This is a genomic window from Mycobacterium sp. MUNTM1, assembly GCF_054660795.1.
Window position 1 is genome coordinate 1 of the sequence record NZ_BAAGDE010000026.1, and the last position, 13,531, is coordinate 13,531.

Below are 13,531 nucleotides of genomic sequence, written 5' to 3' on the forward strand. Positions count from 1 at the left end.
CATCCACTCCGTCAGGAGGTCCTCCCACTTTCAAGCAGGCACGCCGTCAACAACCTCTCAGGTCACGACAGCTAGCCCGTCCGCTATTGCTGTTCGGTTGAGGTGGCCGGGGGTAGGGGCGCGTCGGACGCCAACGACTGGAACAACTGGGCGGCCTCGTCGTGGTTCCACACCACCACCGACCCGGCATCACCGCTGGTGAACTCGCCGATCGGGACGGTCATCGTGGCCGTCGACCCGTGCAGTGCCCAGCCGAGGCGGGCCAGATCCCAGACGTGGTCGCCCCGGTCGACGGTCAGGGCGTCGGCGGCCGCCCGCGGCACCGAAAACCAGCGCCACGGATTGAGCCAGACCGCGGGACTGGCGGCCCGATGCAGCAGCGCCGCCACGAACTGCCGTTGGTTGACCATCCGGTCCAGATCCGCCCGCGGGGTATCGCGCGACCTGACATAGCCGAGCGCGTTGCGGCCGTTGAGGGACTGGCAGCCCGCCGGCAGCTCGATGCCGGCCAACGGGTCGTCGAGGGCGGCCTTCGGGCACACCGTCACCCCGCCGAGCGCGTCCACCAGCGCGGCAAAGCCGCCGAACCCGATCTCGGCGTAATGGTCGAGGCGCAGCCCGGTGGCCTGCTCCACCGTCTGGACCAGCAACGGCGCGCCGCCGATCGCGAACGCGGAGTTGATTTTGTCCTTGCCGTGACCCGGGATCGGCACGTACGAATCGCGCGGGATCGACACCATGGTCGTCGGCACTCCGGCGCCGACGCCCGGCACGTGCACCAGCAAGATCGTGTCGGTACGGCCGTTACCGATGTCGCCGCCGGTGGCCAGGTCCTGCTGCTGCTCGGCGCTGAGCCCCTGGCGACTGTCCGACCCGACGATCAGCCAGTTGACGCCCCGGCCGGCCGCGGGCCGATCGGGGTAGTCGGCGAGCACCTGCTCGCGGTGCAGCTTGTGGTCGAACCAGGCCGCCCCCGCGACGATGCCGGCGCCGATCAGCAGGAGGCCCACCAGCAGGACCGACACGACCGCACGGACCCAGCGGAACTTGTGCCTCCGGGACGCACGCGGCGCGTGCGGTCGGGGCGGCGGCGGAACCGGCGACGCCGGCGCGGCGGCGAGCGGTGGCGGCGGTTGGCGCAGCGGCTGGGTCTGCGCGGTCGGCGACACCGGCGGGCCGGCCGGGTGGCGGATGACCTGCGGCGGCTCGGGACGTGGTTGGCCGGGGCGCGGCTGCGCGGGCGGGCTCCCCCCGGGGGGCCGCCGGCGTTGCGGTGAGCGGTCGCCGTTCACCCGGTAAACGTACGTGCCCGGCGCCCCGCCGCGCCGGTACGGCGCGATCTGTCCCAGCCGGGTACCGCTAGCCGCGCGCGCGAAGTCCGTTGATGAACGGGCAGCCCATCAGCACCCGGATGGCCTGGCTCAGGCCGGTCATGTCGTCGACGGGTTTGTGGAAGGGCAGCCGGACGTCGTGATCGCGGTCGTCGCCCTCGACGCGGAACCGCACTCCGTAGCGGTCCAGGCCCAGCGGTCGCACGTGACCGCGCCGCAGGGGAGCCGGGAGCCTGGACACCAGTCGCGCCAAAACATCGCTGTGGGCGGTGTCCAGGTGCCACAGCAGGCTCGACTCGAGCGCGCAAAACGGGTCGGGCCGGGCATCGAGCAGATCGCCGACGCTGACCGGCTCCGCGCCGGTGGCGTCGGTGACCACCACCGAGGCGATCTCGAGCCGCAGCAGCGTGTAGCGCGATTCCTCGCCGTCGGGCGGCGCACAGCGCGGGGTATCGACGCCCAGCAGCGCCGGATTCGGGCATTCGGCGGCGATCAGGTCGAGGGTGGCGAGGATCTCGCTGGGGTGTACCTCCTGGAGGTGGCCGCGCACCCAGACCAGCGAACGGACCGGTTCGCGCAGCGGAAGCGGCGCGTAGTCGGTCAGTTCCAGCAGCGCCGGGCACCCCGAGATGGGGCGTTCGAGCTCGCGCGCCCGCTCGACGGGGACCGCCAGCGCGACCGACCCGTCGTCCATCAGGTGATGCACGGGCGTCGGGACCGGGTCGTCATGCTCGATGGCGAGCAGCGCGCCACCGGCGCGGACACACGCGCTGCGAATCCGTTCGGCAGTGGTCGGGGCGGGGCAACTCAGCGGTAACACCATTCTCATCCTTCGATTAGGTAAGCCTAAGTTAACTCACCGGCGTGGGCGTCGCAAGGGGTTTCTGGCCTGACGCCGCTAGGGTTGGGACGTGACCCGCATCGCTTACCTCGGTCCGGAGGGGACGTTCACGGAGGCGGCGCTGCGACAGATCACTGCCGCCGGCCTGGTTCCCGGGCCGGGCGGAGAAGTGCAACCCTCCCCCGTCGAAAGCACCTCCGCGGCGCTGGACGCCGTGCGCGACGGCGCCGCCGACTACGCCTGCGTCCCGATCGAGAATTCAATCGACGGTTCGGTGACGCCCACCCTGGACAGCCTGGCCATCGGATCGCCCCTGCAGGTATTCGCCGAAACCACGCTGGACGTCGCGTTCAGCATCGTCGTCAAACCCGGCCGCAGCGCGGCGGAGGTGCGGACCCTGGCGGCCTTCGGTGTGGCGGCAGCCCAGGTGCGTCAGTGGGTCGCCGCCAATCTCGCCGACGCCAAACTGCGACCCGCGTACTCCAACGCCGACGCCGCCCAGCAGGTGGCCGAGGGACACGTCGACGCCGCGGTGACCTCGCCGCTGGCCGCCACCCGCTGGGGGCTCGACACCCTGGCCGGGGGTGTCGTCGACGAACCCAACGCCCGCACCCGCTTCCTCCTGGTCGGCCGACCGGGTCCACCGCCGGCCCGCACCGGGGCCGACCGCACCTCGGTGGTGCTGAGCATCGACAACGCACCCGGTGCGCTGCTGGCCGCGCTCGCCGAATTCGGCGTCCGCGGCATCGACCTGACCCGCATCGAATCCCGGCCTACCCGAACCGGACTCGGCACCTACCGGTTTTTCGCCGACTGCGTGGGCCACATCGACGACGATGCCGTCGCCGAGGCACTCAAAGCGCTGCACCGTCGTTGTGCTGATGTGCGATACCTGGGATCCTGGCCCACCGGCTCACCCGCCGGTGCATTGCCGCCGTCGGCCGACGAGGGCGCGCGCTGGCTGGCGCGGCTGCGCGGCGGAACGCCCGACGAGCGGGGGTCGCGGGCGTGAGCGGCCGGTTGATCCTGGTGCGCCACGGCCAGTCATTCGGAAACGTCGAGCGCCGGCTCGACACGCGCCCGCCGGGCGCGGAGCTGACCCCGTTGGGCCGCGACCAGGCCCGCGCGTTCGCCCGCGGCTCCGGGCGGCCGGCGATGCTCGCGCACTCGGTGGCCACGCGAGCCTTGCAGACCGCCGCGGTGATCGGGGGGCAGGTCGAGGTGCCGCCCATCGAGGTGCCGGGCGTCCACGAGGTCCAGGTCGGGCGGCTGGAAAACCGCAACGACGACGACGCGGTCGCCGAGTTCAACGCGGTCTACGAGCGTTGGCACCGCGGCGAACTCGACGTCGCGCTCCCGGGCGGTGAAACCGGCAACGACGTGCTGGACCGGTACGTCCCGGTGCTCACCGACCTGCGCCTGCGCTATCTCGACAACGACGACTTCCACGGCGACATCGTTCTGGTCAGCCACGGCGCGGCGATCCGGCTGGCCGCCGCCGTGCTGGCCGGCGTGGAAGCCGACTTCGCGCTGGACAACCACCTGGACAACACCGAATCGGTGGCGCTGACCCCGATCACCGACGGGCGGTGGAGCTGCGTGCGGTGGGGGAGCTTGACGCCGCCGTTCTACCCGGAGGAAGAGGCGACCCCGGCCGCGGACGCGGTGCGGTCGAGCACCGACCCGATGGGCTGACTCCGGTCAGACGGCCAGCGCGATGACCTCGGTGCATGTGCAGCCGACGGCGTCGCAGTCGATGACGAAGGCGTGCGGCAACAACTCGGGGGTGAAGCAGTCCGGCTCCGTGCATTCCGACCGGTGCAGTGGGTGGCGAATGATGGTGCCGTGACAGTGATCTAAGCCTGCCCGGCAGTCGCGGCAGTCAATGCTCATAGGTGAGTTCATAGCACCCGGCGCCGACAAATCCGGGATGCCGCGCCCGGGAATCCGGCGGGCGGGCCAGGCCCTCAGGCCCAGCCCAGCTCGTGCAGCCGGTCGTCGTCGATGCCGAAGTGGTGAGCGATCTCGTGGATCACCGTGATGGCCACCTCCTCGACGACCTCGTCCTCCGATTCGCAGACGTCCAGCAGCGCCTCGCGATAGATGGTGATGGCATCCGGCAACGAGCCGAAGTAGTCGGAGTCGCGCTCGGTCAGCGCCACCCCCTCGTACAGCCCGAGCAGTTCGGCGTCCTCGGGATGGCGGCCTTCGACCAGCACGACGACGTTGTCCATGGCGGCCGCCAGCTCGGGCGGAATCAGGTCGAGGGCGTCGGAGACCAATTCGTCGAAGCGCTGCGGATCCATCCGCATGGGCACCCGGCTAGCCTCCCGGGGGCGCCGGCCCGGCGGGCGGTGCCTCCGGCGCGGGGTTCGCCGGCGGCGCAGGCGGTGGGGGTGGCGGCGTCGGCGCCTCGGGTGCCGGATTGGCCGGCGGGGCGCCGTTGTCCGCCGGCGGCGGCGCCTGCTGCTGTGGAGCCTGCTGGGGCTGCTGAACCGGCTGCTGGCCGGGCAGGTGCTGGTTGTTCGGCGGGATCTCCGGGACCGAGCCCGTGCCGGCACCCGAGCCGGACTGGCTGGTCGGCGACTGCGCCGGGACCTGCAGCGGAATCGGCGGCATGGTGAGCCGCTCTTCGGGAATGTCGGGCGGCGCCACCGGCGGCTGGCCGTTGATCAGCAGCTGCCCCTTGGCGCTGTTCAGCAGGGTGGCCCAGCCGCCATTGCCCAGCGTCGCGCCGATGCTGCAGGCCACCTCGCGGCTGCCGGCCGTCCAACTGGCCAGCGGCACCGTCGGGTAGATCAGCGTCAGGGTGGTGGTGCGCAGCTTGACCGGCGCCAGGTACGCGTCGGTCATCTTGGTGCACGAGTCCTTGATGAAGCCATCCTGGTCCGGCTCGGCCGGCAGGGCACCGGGGAACTTCTCGGCCAGGTTGACCGTGCCGGTGACCTCCATCGCGTGCGGCGCCGCGCAGTCGACCGGCGCATCGGTCGGCTGGTTGGTCGCCGAATCGATGCCCAGGCACGTGCCGGCCGGCCACACCTTGGACTGGTCGACGTCGGCGACCTTGCCCTTGAACACCTGCTGCTGGTTGTTCATGCCGGGCAGCTGCAGGCCGCACAGCATGCGGCGATCGCCGGACTGGCGCCAGGCCCGGTCGCCGGGCCACAGCAGGCTGACGGTGAACCGGCTGTTCGGATCGAACTTGGCGCCGAGGTAAGTGCGGACGGCGGCCTCGCACTGCTCCTGGGTGATCTGCTGGATGCGCGCGGGCGTCGGGGGCGCGGCGTTGGGCCCGTACTCGGAGCCCGGGAACGTCCGCATGTCAATGGATTCGGCGACCTCGAACTTGTGGTCGTCACCGCAGTTGACGATCCTGGCCGACTCCGGGGAGGTGTCCGGCCACATCAGGCACTCCCCGGGGGAGGCGCGGTTGAAGGCGGCGTCGCTCTTGGTGCCGGTGCTGCGCACCGGGCTGCTGTCGAGGAAGCGGCCCGAGCCGGGACCACCGACCGGGATCGCGGTGACCAGCCCGGCGATCAACAGGCCACCGAGCGCGGTCAGCAGCAGCGCGCGCCGGGTCGCGCGGGCCTGCAGGCTGCGCGGCCATAGGAAGGTGGACGGCTGCTGACCGGACGACTCATCGGTCGACTCGACCGCCCGGGCTTCCCGGGCGTCCGAAAGTTCCTTCTCGGGCGCTTGCGACATCGGCTCCATTCTGACAGCAGCACCTGAGACGCGTGACAAAAGTTACTGATGTGAGTCCTGCGACCAAGCGGGTGGATGCGCCGCGAATCCGCCGGCAGCGGTGAAAGTAGTCTCAGGGCCGTGATCGACCTGAAGCAGCTCCGGGAAGACCCCGACGTCGTGCGCCGCTCCCAACTCAGTCGTGGCGAGGACCCGTCGCTGGTAGACGCCCTTTTGACCGCCGACGCCGCCCGCCGGGCCGCGATCTCGTCGGCCGACTCCCTGCGGGCCGAGCAGAAGGCCGCCAGCAGGAGCGTCGGGGCGGCGTCCCCCGAGGAGCGCCCGGCCAAGCTGGCACGCGCCAAGGAACTGGCCGAGCAGGTGAGGGCCGCCGAAACCGCCCAGGCCGACGCGGAGACGGCGTTCACCGCGGCGCACATGGCCATCTCCAACGTCGTCATCGACGGGGTGCCCGCCGGCGGCGAGGACGACTTCGCCGTCCTCGACCTGGTCGGCGAGCCCGCGGCGATCGGCAACCCGAAGGACCACCTGGAACTCGGCGAATCGCTCGGGCTCATCGACATGCAGCGCGGGGCCAAGGTGTCCGGGTCGCGGTTCTACTTCCTGACCGGCAAGGGCGCGCTGCTCCAGCTGGGCCTGTTGCAGCTGGCGTTGCGGCTGGCCGTCGAGAACGGCTTCGTCCCGATGATTCCACCGGTGCTGGTGCGCCCGGAGGTGATGGCCGGCACCGGATTCCTGGGCGCGCACGCCGAGGAGGTCTACCGGGTGGAGGCCGACGATCTGTATCTGGTGGGCACCTCGGAGGTGCCGCTGGCGGGCTATCACTCCGACGAGATCTTGGACCTGTCCGGCGGGCCGCTGCGGTATGCCGGGTGGTCGTCGTGCTTCCGGCGCGAGGCCGGCAGCTACGGCAAGGACACCCGCGGCATCATTCGGGTGCACCAGTTCGACAAGGTCGAGGGATTCGTCTACTGCACACCCGCCGACGCCGAGGCCGAACACCAGCGGCTGCTGGGCTGGCAGCGTGAGATGCTGGCGCGCATCGAGGTGCCCTACCGGGTGATCGACGTCGCCGCGGGCGATCTGGGATCGTCGGCCGCGCGCAAATTCGATTGTGAGGCTTGGGTTCCCACGCAGGGCGCCTATCGCGAGCTGACGTCGACGTCGAATTGCACGACGTTCCAGGCCCGCCGGCTGGCCACCCGGTATCGCGACGAGGCGGGCAAACCGCAGACCGCCGCGACGCTGAACGGCACGCTGGGCACCACGCGGTGGTTGGTGGCGATCCTGGAGAACCACCAGCAGCCCGACGGCAGCGTGCGGGTGCCCGGGGCGCTGGTGCCGTTCGTCGGGACCGAGGTGCTGGAGCCCATCGGCTAGAAGCCCTTTGCGGCCAGCTGGCCGGGGGTGTGTCCGAACGCTCGCCGGTAGCTGTCGATGAAGGCACTAGGTGTGGCCCAACCGCATTCGGCTGCCACAGAGGTGACGTCACGCCGCTCGGCGAGCAGCACGAGGGCGTGTTGCAGCCGGACCTGGGTGCGCCACTGCGGGAACGTCATGGCCAGCTCGTCGCTGAAGAGGCGGCTCAGCGTGCGCTGGCCGACGCCGACTCGGTTGCCAATCTCCTTCAGCGTCAACGACTCTCGTAGATTTTCGGCGATCAACGCGCAGGCTTGACGCAGCCGGTCGTCGGCCGGGGTGGGAATCCACAGCGGTTCCCCGACGCCGGTCGCCTCTAACTGGTCCTGCAGCACGGCCAGCATCCGGTGATGCGCGTCGGTGTCGGTGCCGTCGGTCTGCGAACACGCGATGATCAGTTCGCGCATCAATGGAGTGACCGCTAGGACGGCGGGCGCCCCGGGGCCGCGGCGATAGCGGGCCGGGTCCAGCGCGACGCCGTGAAACTGCGTGGTGCCGTGGAACTTGTGTTCGTGCCAGCACCCCGCCGGTATCCAGATGGCACGGTTCGCCGGCGTGATCCACGTGCCCGCCGGGGTCGTCACCGAGACCGCACCCGACGACGGGTAGACGATCTGGTGCAGGGGATGCCGGTGCCGTTGGATCTGCGCCCCCGGCGGCAACGTCTGCGACGACGTCGCCGGCCCGTGGTGGCTGAATTTCGACATATCTCGGCAGGATATCGGAAGCCCGCACTATGGATGGTCGCATAGCGTTCTGGATGACCCACAGAAAGGCGGGATCAGGATGGCGATGAATCTCCTGCACCGACGCCGGTGCAGCTCAGCGGACTGGGAAAAGGCAGTGGCCGATCAGTTGTTGCCCTGGGCGCTGCGAGACGTCGAATTGGGCGCGCGCACTTTGGAAATCGGCCCCGGATACGGGGCGACATTGCGCGCCCTGCTGGATCGCACGGCGTCGCTCACCGCGGTCGAAGTGGACGCCGTGATGGCCGATCGCCTGCAGCGCATGTTTGGCGACCGGGCGCGCATCATCCACGGCGACGGCGGTGAAACCGGATTGCCCGCAGACCATTTCACCTCGGTGGTGTGCTTCACGATGCTGCACCACGTGCCCCGCCCCGAGCTGCAGGACCGCCTGTTCGCCGAGGCGTTCCGGGTGCTGCACCCCGGAGGGGTGTTCGCCGGCAGCGACGGCGTGCCGTCGTTGGCGTTCCGGCTGATCCACGTCGCCGACACCTACAACCCGATCGCGCCGGCGGACCTGCCCGGGCGGCTTCGGGCCGCGGGGTTCAGCGACGTCCACACCGAGGTCCGGGCCGGCCGGCAGAAGTGGCGGGCCACCAAGCCGGTGGGCTAGGCGTGGACCGTCGAGCGGTCCCGTTCGTGCCGGCGCTGACGTTCCATGGTCGCGAAGTAGAACGCGAATGCGAACGCGAAGCTGGTGAACAGGCTGGACACGAAGTACAGCCACGGGTGGCGCAGGCCGCGGCGGTAGCCGTCCACGATCGTAAAAAGCGGCAGCAGAACAACATTGGCGATCGTGTAGTCCTGGCTGGCCGAGCTGGCGGCCGGGTTGGTGAACATCAGCTTGATGTATTCGACCCAGCTGCCGTGTTCGCCCCAGAGCGGGTTGGTGGATCCGTGCGAATACTGCTGCACGAAGGTGATGTTGAAATACCAGCCGAGGGCGACCGACGCGATGCCGACGACGTAGTACACGACTTCCATCGGCGAGAAGAGCGGGCCGTCGGCCGGCCGGGCGAAAACTCCTCTGTTCGCCGTGACGATCCAGCTGATGACCGCCAGGCCGAGTACCGCGTGGGTGAGTAGCGAGACCATGGGCGCAGTCTCACCCCGGCCGCAAAGTTTTGTCAATATTGACACAACAAAAGCAATGGCAACGCCGCCGGCTTGATACCTTCTTCGCATGGTCAGGCCCGCGCAGACGGCGCGCAGCGAGCGCACTCGCGAAGCGTTGCGGCAGGCCGCCCTGGTGCGGTTCCTGGCTCAGGGCGTGGAAGACACCTCGGCCGAGCAGATCGCGGCCGACGCCGGGGTGTCGCTGCGGACGTTCTACCGCCACTTCAGCTCCAAGCACGATCTGCTGTTCGCCGACTACACCGGGCTGCACTGGTTTCGCTCCGCCCTGGATGCCAGGCCCGCCGAAGAACCCATCATCGACTCGGTGCAGGCGGCCATTTTCTCGTTCCCGTATGACGTCGACGCCGTCACCAAGATCGCCGCCCTGCGGCAAGACGAGCTGGACCCCGGCCGCATCGTCCGCCACATCCGGGAGGTCCAGGCCGACTTCGCCGACGCCATTGCCGCGCAGCTGCAACGGCGCAGCCGCGGGGCCAACGGCGCCGCGGGTCCGACGGCGGACCGACGGGTGCGTACCGCCGTCACCGCGAGATGCATTGCGGCCGCGGTGTTCGGCGCGATGGAGGTCTGGATGGACAGCCACGAGCGGTCGCTGGGCGAACTCGCGCGGCTGTGCCATGCGGCACTGGAGGCGCTGCGGGCGGGGATTACCGACACCTGGGTCACGGCGACCGCCCGTGAAGTTTCGTCATAATTGACAAAACTTTGGCGTCGTGCGAGCCTCCATTCCGGAGGGCAGGACATGACTGATTACGACGCGATAGTTATCGGTGCGGGCCACAACGGGCTGACCGCCGCCGTGCTGCTGCAGAAGGCCGGGCTGCGTACCGTGTGCCTGGATCCCAAGCTCTACGCGGGCGGCATGGCCTCCACCGTCGAGCTTTTCGACGGGTACCAGTTCGAGATCGCCGGCTCGGTGCAATTCCCGACGTCCCAGGTGGTGGTCGACGAGCTGGGCCTGGACACCATTGCGACGATCGACCTGGACGTGATGTCGGTGGCCGTGCGCGGTGTCGGCGACGATCCGCTGGTGCAGTACAGCGACCCCATCAAGCTCTTCACCCATCTCAACGAGGTGCACGGCGCCGACGCGGTCAACGGGATGGCGGGGTTGATGGCCTGGAGCCAGGGGCCGACCCGCGCGCTGGGCCGGTTCGAGGCCGGCACACCACCCAAGAGCATCGACGAGATGTACGCCTGTGCGACAAACGAATTCGAACGCTCGGCGATCGACGACATGCTGTTCGGCTCGGTCACCGACGTGTTGGACCGCTACCTGCCGGACCGCGAGAAGTTCGGTGCGATCCGCGGCTCGATGACCGTGCTGGCCGTCAACACGCTCTACCGGGGGCCGTCCACGCCCGGCAGCGCCGCCGCGCTCGCCTTCGGCCTCGGCGTGCCCGACGGCGACAGCATGCAGATGAAGAAGCTGCGCGGCGGCATCGGCGCCCTCACCTCACACCTGTGCGACGTGCTGCAAAGCCATGGCGGCGAACTCCGGTTGCGCACCAAGGTGACCGAGATCCTGATCGCCGACGGGCGGGTGACCGGGGTGCGCACCGAGGCGGGCGAGACGTTGAACGCCCCGATCGTGGTCTCCGGCATCGCCCCGGACGTCACGCTCAACGAGATGATCGAACACGGCGCGCTGCCCGCCGACATCCGGGAGCGCTATGCGCGCATCGACCACCGCGGCAGCTACCTGCAGATGCACTTCGCACTCGAGGAGGCACCCGTCTTCGCCGCGCCGTACGAGGCCCTCAACTCACCGGCCATGCAGGCCTCGATCGGCCTGTTCTGCACACCGGAGGAAGTCCAGCAGCAATGGGAGGACGCGCGGCGCGGCATCGTCCCGGCCGACCCGACCGTCGTGTTGCAGATCCCCTCGCAGAACGACCCCGACCTGGCGCCGGAGGGAAAGCACGCCGCGTCGGCGTTCGCGCTCTTCTTCCCGATCGAGGGCGACGTGGACTACGGGCAGGCCAAGGTCGAAATGGGCCAGCGGGTGATCGACAAGATCACCAGGCTCGCGCCGAATTTCGAACGCAGCATCATCCGGCACACCACCTTCACCCCCCGGCACATGGGCGTGATGTTCGGCGCCCCGGGCGGCGACTACTGCCACGGGCTGTTGAACGCCAACCAGATCGGGCCCAACCGCCCCGGCCCGCGGGGTTTCCGCGGCCAGCCGATCCCGATCGAGGGCCTCTACCTGGGCAGCGCGGGCTGCCACGGCGGCCCGGGGATCACCTTCATCCCCGGCTACAACGCGGCGCGCCAAGCTCTCACCGACCGCGCGGCGGGGTCCTAGCCGCGCCGGCTGAGCAGTGCGTCCAACAGGGCGGTGAACTCGTCGGGGCGCGCCGGGGTGAACGCGGGGGCGGGCCGCGTGCCCGGTACGTCCAGCGTGATCAGCTTCGACTTGAACGGCCTGCTCATGTCGAGCGGCAGCCAGCGGCGAAAGTCCGAGCTGCCCCATATCCGGAACCGGTGGGTGAAGAGCCCCAGGCCCTCGGCTTTGTACCCGCGGATCGCGTCGAGTGCGATCACCTTCGACGTGCCAGAGGGAAAGTGGTAGCGGCGCAACGTGATCGCCGCACGGTCCAGCTGGACCAGGCCGTCATCGTAGGAGTCGTTCACGCCCGCGAACTCCGCAGCTGGTGACCCTTCGCGGTGAGGCAGCGCCCGTCGTCGAGTCGCCACTGCCAGCCATGCAGGTTGCAGGTCAACGTGTTTCCCTCGACCACACCGAATTTCGACAGGTCGGCCTTGAGGTGCGGGCAGCGGCGCTGGATCTCCCAGCCGTCCAGCGTGACCGAGGCCGAGTCGTCGTGGGTCTCGGCGAACCAGCCGTCGGCGTAGGCGATCCGTTCGTCGGTCAGGCACTTGAAGAACGTGTACAGGTATTCGTTGTAGCCGCCCACTCGCCAGGCCCTGAACCGGGTCGACAGGAAGATGGTGTTGACCCAGTCCGGCTCGCCGTCGCGCAGCACGGTGCGGACCAACTCCGGTGCTATCGCGAACCCGTAGCGCACCTTCTCATCCGGAATCCGTTCCCGCACAGTTCGTTTCGGGAAGTCCAGGATCACGGTCTCCGGTCCGATCACCAGCTCGACGGGATAGCCGATCCCGTCGCAGATCTCGTCGCTTTGCGACATGATCGGCTCGAACAGGGCGCGCAACGGTTCCAGCAGCGGCTCCCCGGTGGCCGGCGCCCAGCCGGCCCGCTGCGCGGCGACGACCGGCGCCATGCGTTCGGCGTAGTCGGCGATGTAGTCGGCCTTGCCCGTGGTGAAGATGGCCTCGACCTCGTCGGAGGGCAGCGGATGGGTCAGCGAATTCAGGGTGGAGCCGGTGAAGTCGGCGGTCGAGCCGGGGATCATCAGCAGCCCGCCGTCGTTGCCGTGCCTACGCATCTGGTCCAGGAACACCATCTGGTCGGGGAAGATGTTGGCCGGATCGCCGTGGTCGTCGTTGAGGTGGCGCAGCTCCGGATCCAGGAAGCAGGGCGGGCCCGCCGACGGGACCACCCACGTCGCCCCGACCTGGGCGAGGTACTGGCGGGCGCGGTCCATTTGCCGTTGCCGCTTCTGCACGCCGAACGACTCCTTGGCGCGGTCAGGCATGTCGTAGACCATCGGGTACCAGATGGCCCCCGAGTACTGCAGCATGTGCACGTCGATGTGCCCGAACTCGGACGCCAGCACGTCGAGGTCAACGGGCCGGGCGTCGTTCATGTTGAAAACCGTTGTCGCGCCGTCGGATACCAGCAGCGCCGAATCACCGATCGGGCCGTCGGCGGGCGCCCGCAAGGCGATGATCATGACGTCGAGCTCGCCCTTGGACCCGCCAATCCGGTGCTTGACCGAGTCGCTGGTCTCGAAGAACCGGTGAAAACCCAGCTTCTCCAACTCATTTCGCAGATCGGGCACCGGGAAGTCCGGCAGCAACACCACCGCGTCCTTGTTGACGTGCTCGGCCAGGTTCTTGGCGTCGAAGTGGTCCTTGTGCAGGTGCGACACATACAGGTAGTCGCACCCGCCGAGCTCGTCCCAGTCCAGCGTGCTGTTGTCCGGGAACGGGAACCACGACGCGAAGTAGGCGGGGTTGACCCACGGGTCGCAAAGGATGCTGCCCGCTTGGGTCCGAATCAGAAATCCGGCGTGGCCGACGCTGGTGACCTGCACTGATACCTTCCTGGGGCCGGTTAAAGGCTGCCGCGGCCTCGGCCGGGGGTGACGGCTTTTCAGCCCCCGAGCTTAGCGCGAGCCGGCACCGTCGGCCCGTCACCGCGGTCCGGTGACGGAGCACCCCGAGCCCGTCGGTCCACCGGGGATTTCCGGCTGTTGGGG

General features: G+C 69.4%; 14 protein-coding genes and 1 pseudogene. 6 read left to right on the plus strand and 9 right to left on the minus strand.

Translation table 11 applies throughout. The features are described from left to right. Positions 1-83 precede the first annotated feature (83 nt). Together ACYQ8K_RS16060 and ACYQ8K_RS16065 are read right to left on the minus strand one after the other, a co-directional pair. Complete coding sequence (locus ACYQ8K_RS16060; RefSeq protein ID WP_459970425.1) at positions 84-1,292, minus strand: LCP family protein; 1,209 nt, start codon at positions 1,290-1,292, stop codon at positions 84-86. Positions 1,293-1,359: 67 nt separating this feature from the next. Further along, positions 1,360-2,154: a DUF2470 domain-containing protein gene (locus ACYQ8K_RS16065; RefSeq protein WP_459970426.1), complete on the minus strand. Its 795-nt coding sequence runs from the start codon at positions 2,152-2,154 to the stop codon at positions 1,360-1,362. A gap of 88 nt (positions 2,155-2,242) precedes the next feature. Between ACYQ8K_RS16065 and pheA the strand changes: the two genes are divergently transcribed. Both pheA and ACYQ8K_RS16075 read left to right on the plus strand, forming a co-directional pair. Beyond that, positions 2,243-3,184 carry a prephenate dehydratase gene (gene pheA / locus ACYQ8K_RS16070; RefSeq protein ID WP_459970428.1) on the plus strand — a complete coding sequence of 314 codons (942 nt, stop codon included), beginning with the start codon at positions 2,243-2,245 and terminating at the stop codon, positions 3,182-3,184. Beyond that, complete coding sequence (locus ACYQ8K_RS16075; RefSeq protein ID WP_459970430.1) at positions 3,181-3,867, plus strand: histidine phosphatase family protein; 687 nt, start codon at positions 3,181-3,183, stop codon at positions 3,865-3,867. The genes pheA and ACYQ8K_RS16075 overlap by 4 nt, the downstream gene beginning before the upstream one ends. Positions 3,868-3,873: 6 nt before the next feature. On the opposite strand, the gene ACYQ8K_RS16080 is transcribed toward ACYQ8K_RS16075, so the two are convergent. The 3 genes and pseudogenes from ACYQ8K_RS16080 to ACYQ8K_RS16090 all read right to left on the minus strand — a co-directional run bounded on the left by ACYQ8K_RS16080 (position 3,874) and on the right by ACYQ8K_RS16090 (position 5,886). Further along, a complete protein-coding gene (locus tag ACYQ8K_RS16080) occupies positions 3,874-4,065 on the minus strand; it encodes a hypothetical protein (protein ID WP_459970524.1) in 192 nt (63 codons plus the stop codon). Beyond that, positions 4,066-4,490, minus strand: a pseudogene (locus ACYQ8K_RS16085) (metallopeptidase family protein); the annotation flags it as partial. 4 nt (positions 4,491-4,494) lie between these two features. Then, positions 4,495-5,886 (minus strand): septum formation family protein, encoded by a 1,392-nt coding sequence (locus tag ACYQ8K_RS16090; protein WP_459970432.1) that lies wholly within the window; start codon positions 5,884-5,886, stop codon positions 4,495-4,497. A 111-nt stretch (positions 5,887-5,997) separates the two neighbouring features. On the opposite strand from ACYQ8K_RS16090, the gene serS reads away from it, so the two are divergent. Then, on the plus strand, positions 5,998-7,257 hold the full coding sequence (serS, locus tag ACYQ8K_RS16095) for a serine--tRNA ligase (protein ID WP_459970434.1): 1,260 nt from the start codon (positions 5,998-6,000) through the stop codon (positions 7,255-7,257). Here serS and ACYQ8K_RS16100 read toward each other — a convergent pair. Continuing rightward, the gene (locus ACYQ8K_RS16100; RefSeq protein ID WP_459970436.1) at positions 7,254-8,003 is read right to left on the minus strand and encodes an AraC family transcriptional regulator; all 750 of its coding nucleotides are present in this window, start codon (positions 8,001-8,003) and stop codon (positions 7,254-7,256) included. The genes serS and ACYQ8K_RS16100 overlap by 4 nt on opposite strands. Positions 8,004-8,082: 79 nt before the next feature. Between ACYQ8K_RS16100 and ACYQ8K_RS16105 the strand changes: the two genes are divergently transcribed. After that, complete coding sequence (locus ACYQ8K_RS16105; protein ID WP_459970437.1) at positions 8,083-8,655, plus strand: class I SAM-dependent methyltransferase; 573 nt, start codon at positions 8,083-8,085, stop codon at positions 8,653-8,655. On the opposite strand, the gene ACYQ8K_RS16110 is transcribed toward ACYQ8K_RS16105, so the two are convergent. Further along, entirely contained in the window at positions 8,652-9,137 is a 486-nt protein-coding gene (locus tag ACYQ8K_RS16110; RefSeq protein ID WP_459970439.1) for a DUF2834 domain-containing protein, read from the minus strand. The two genes, ACYQ8K_RS16105 and ACYQ8K_RS16110, sit on opposite strands and share 4 nt — an antisense overlap. Before the next feature lie 88 nt (positions 9,138-9,225). Here ACYQ8K_RS16110 and ACYQ8K_RS16115 point away from each other — a divergent pair, with 88 nt between their 5' ends. Together ACYQ8K_RS16115 and ACYQ8K_RS16120 are read left to right on the plus strand one after the other, a co-directional pair. Continuing rightward, the gene (locus tag ACYQ8K_RS16115; RefSeq protein ID WP_459970441.1) at positions 9,226-9,873 is read left to right on the plus strand and encodes a TetR/AcrR family transcriptional regulator; all 648 of its coding nucleotides are present in this window, start codon (positions 9,226-9,228) and stop codon (positions 9,871-9,873) included. A gap of 48 nt (positions 9,874-9,921) precedes the next feature. After that, a complete protein-coding gene (locus ACYQ8K_RS16120) occupies positions 9,922-11,490 on the plus strand; it encodes a phytoene desaturase family protein (protein WP_459970443.1) in 1,569 nt (522 codons plus the stop codon). On the opposite strand, the gene ACYQ8K_RS16125 is transcribed toward ACYQ8K_RS16120, so the two are convergent. Both ACYQ8K_RS16125 and ACYQ8K_RS16130 read right to left on the minus strand, forming a co-directional pair. After that, entirely contained in the window at positions 11,487-11,819 is a 333-nt protein-coding gene (locus tag ACYQ8K_RS16125) for a hypothetical protein (RefSeq protein ID WP_459970445.1), read from the minus strand. The two genes, ACYQ8K_RS16120 and ACYQ8K_RS16125, sit on opposite strands and share 4 nt — an antisense overlap. Beyond that, a complete protein-coding gene (locus ACYQ8K_RS16130) occupies positions 11,816-13,366 on the minus strand; it encodes a Rieske 2Fe-2S domain-containing protein (protein WP_459970446.1) in 1,551 nt (516 codons plus the stop codon). Before ACYQ8K_RS16130 ends, ACYQ8K_RS16125 begins: the two co-directional genes overlap by 4 nt. Between the last annotated feature and the right edge of the window lie 165 nt (positions 13,367-13,531).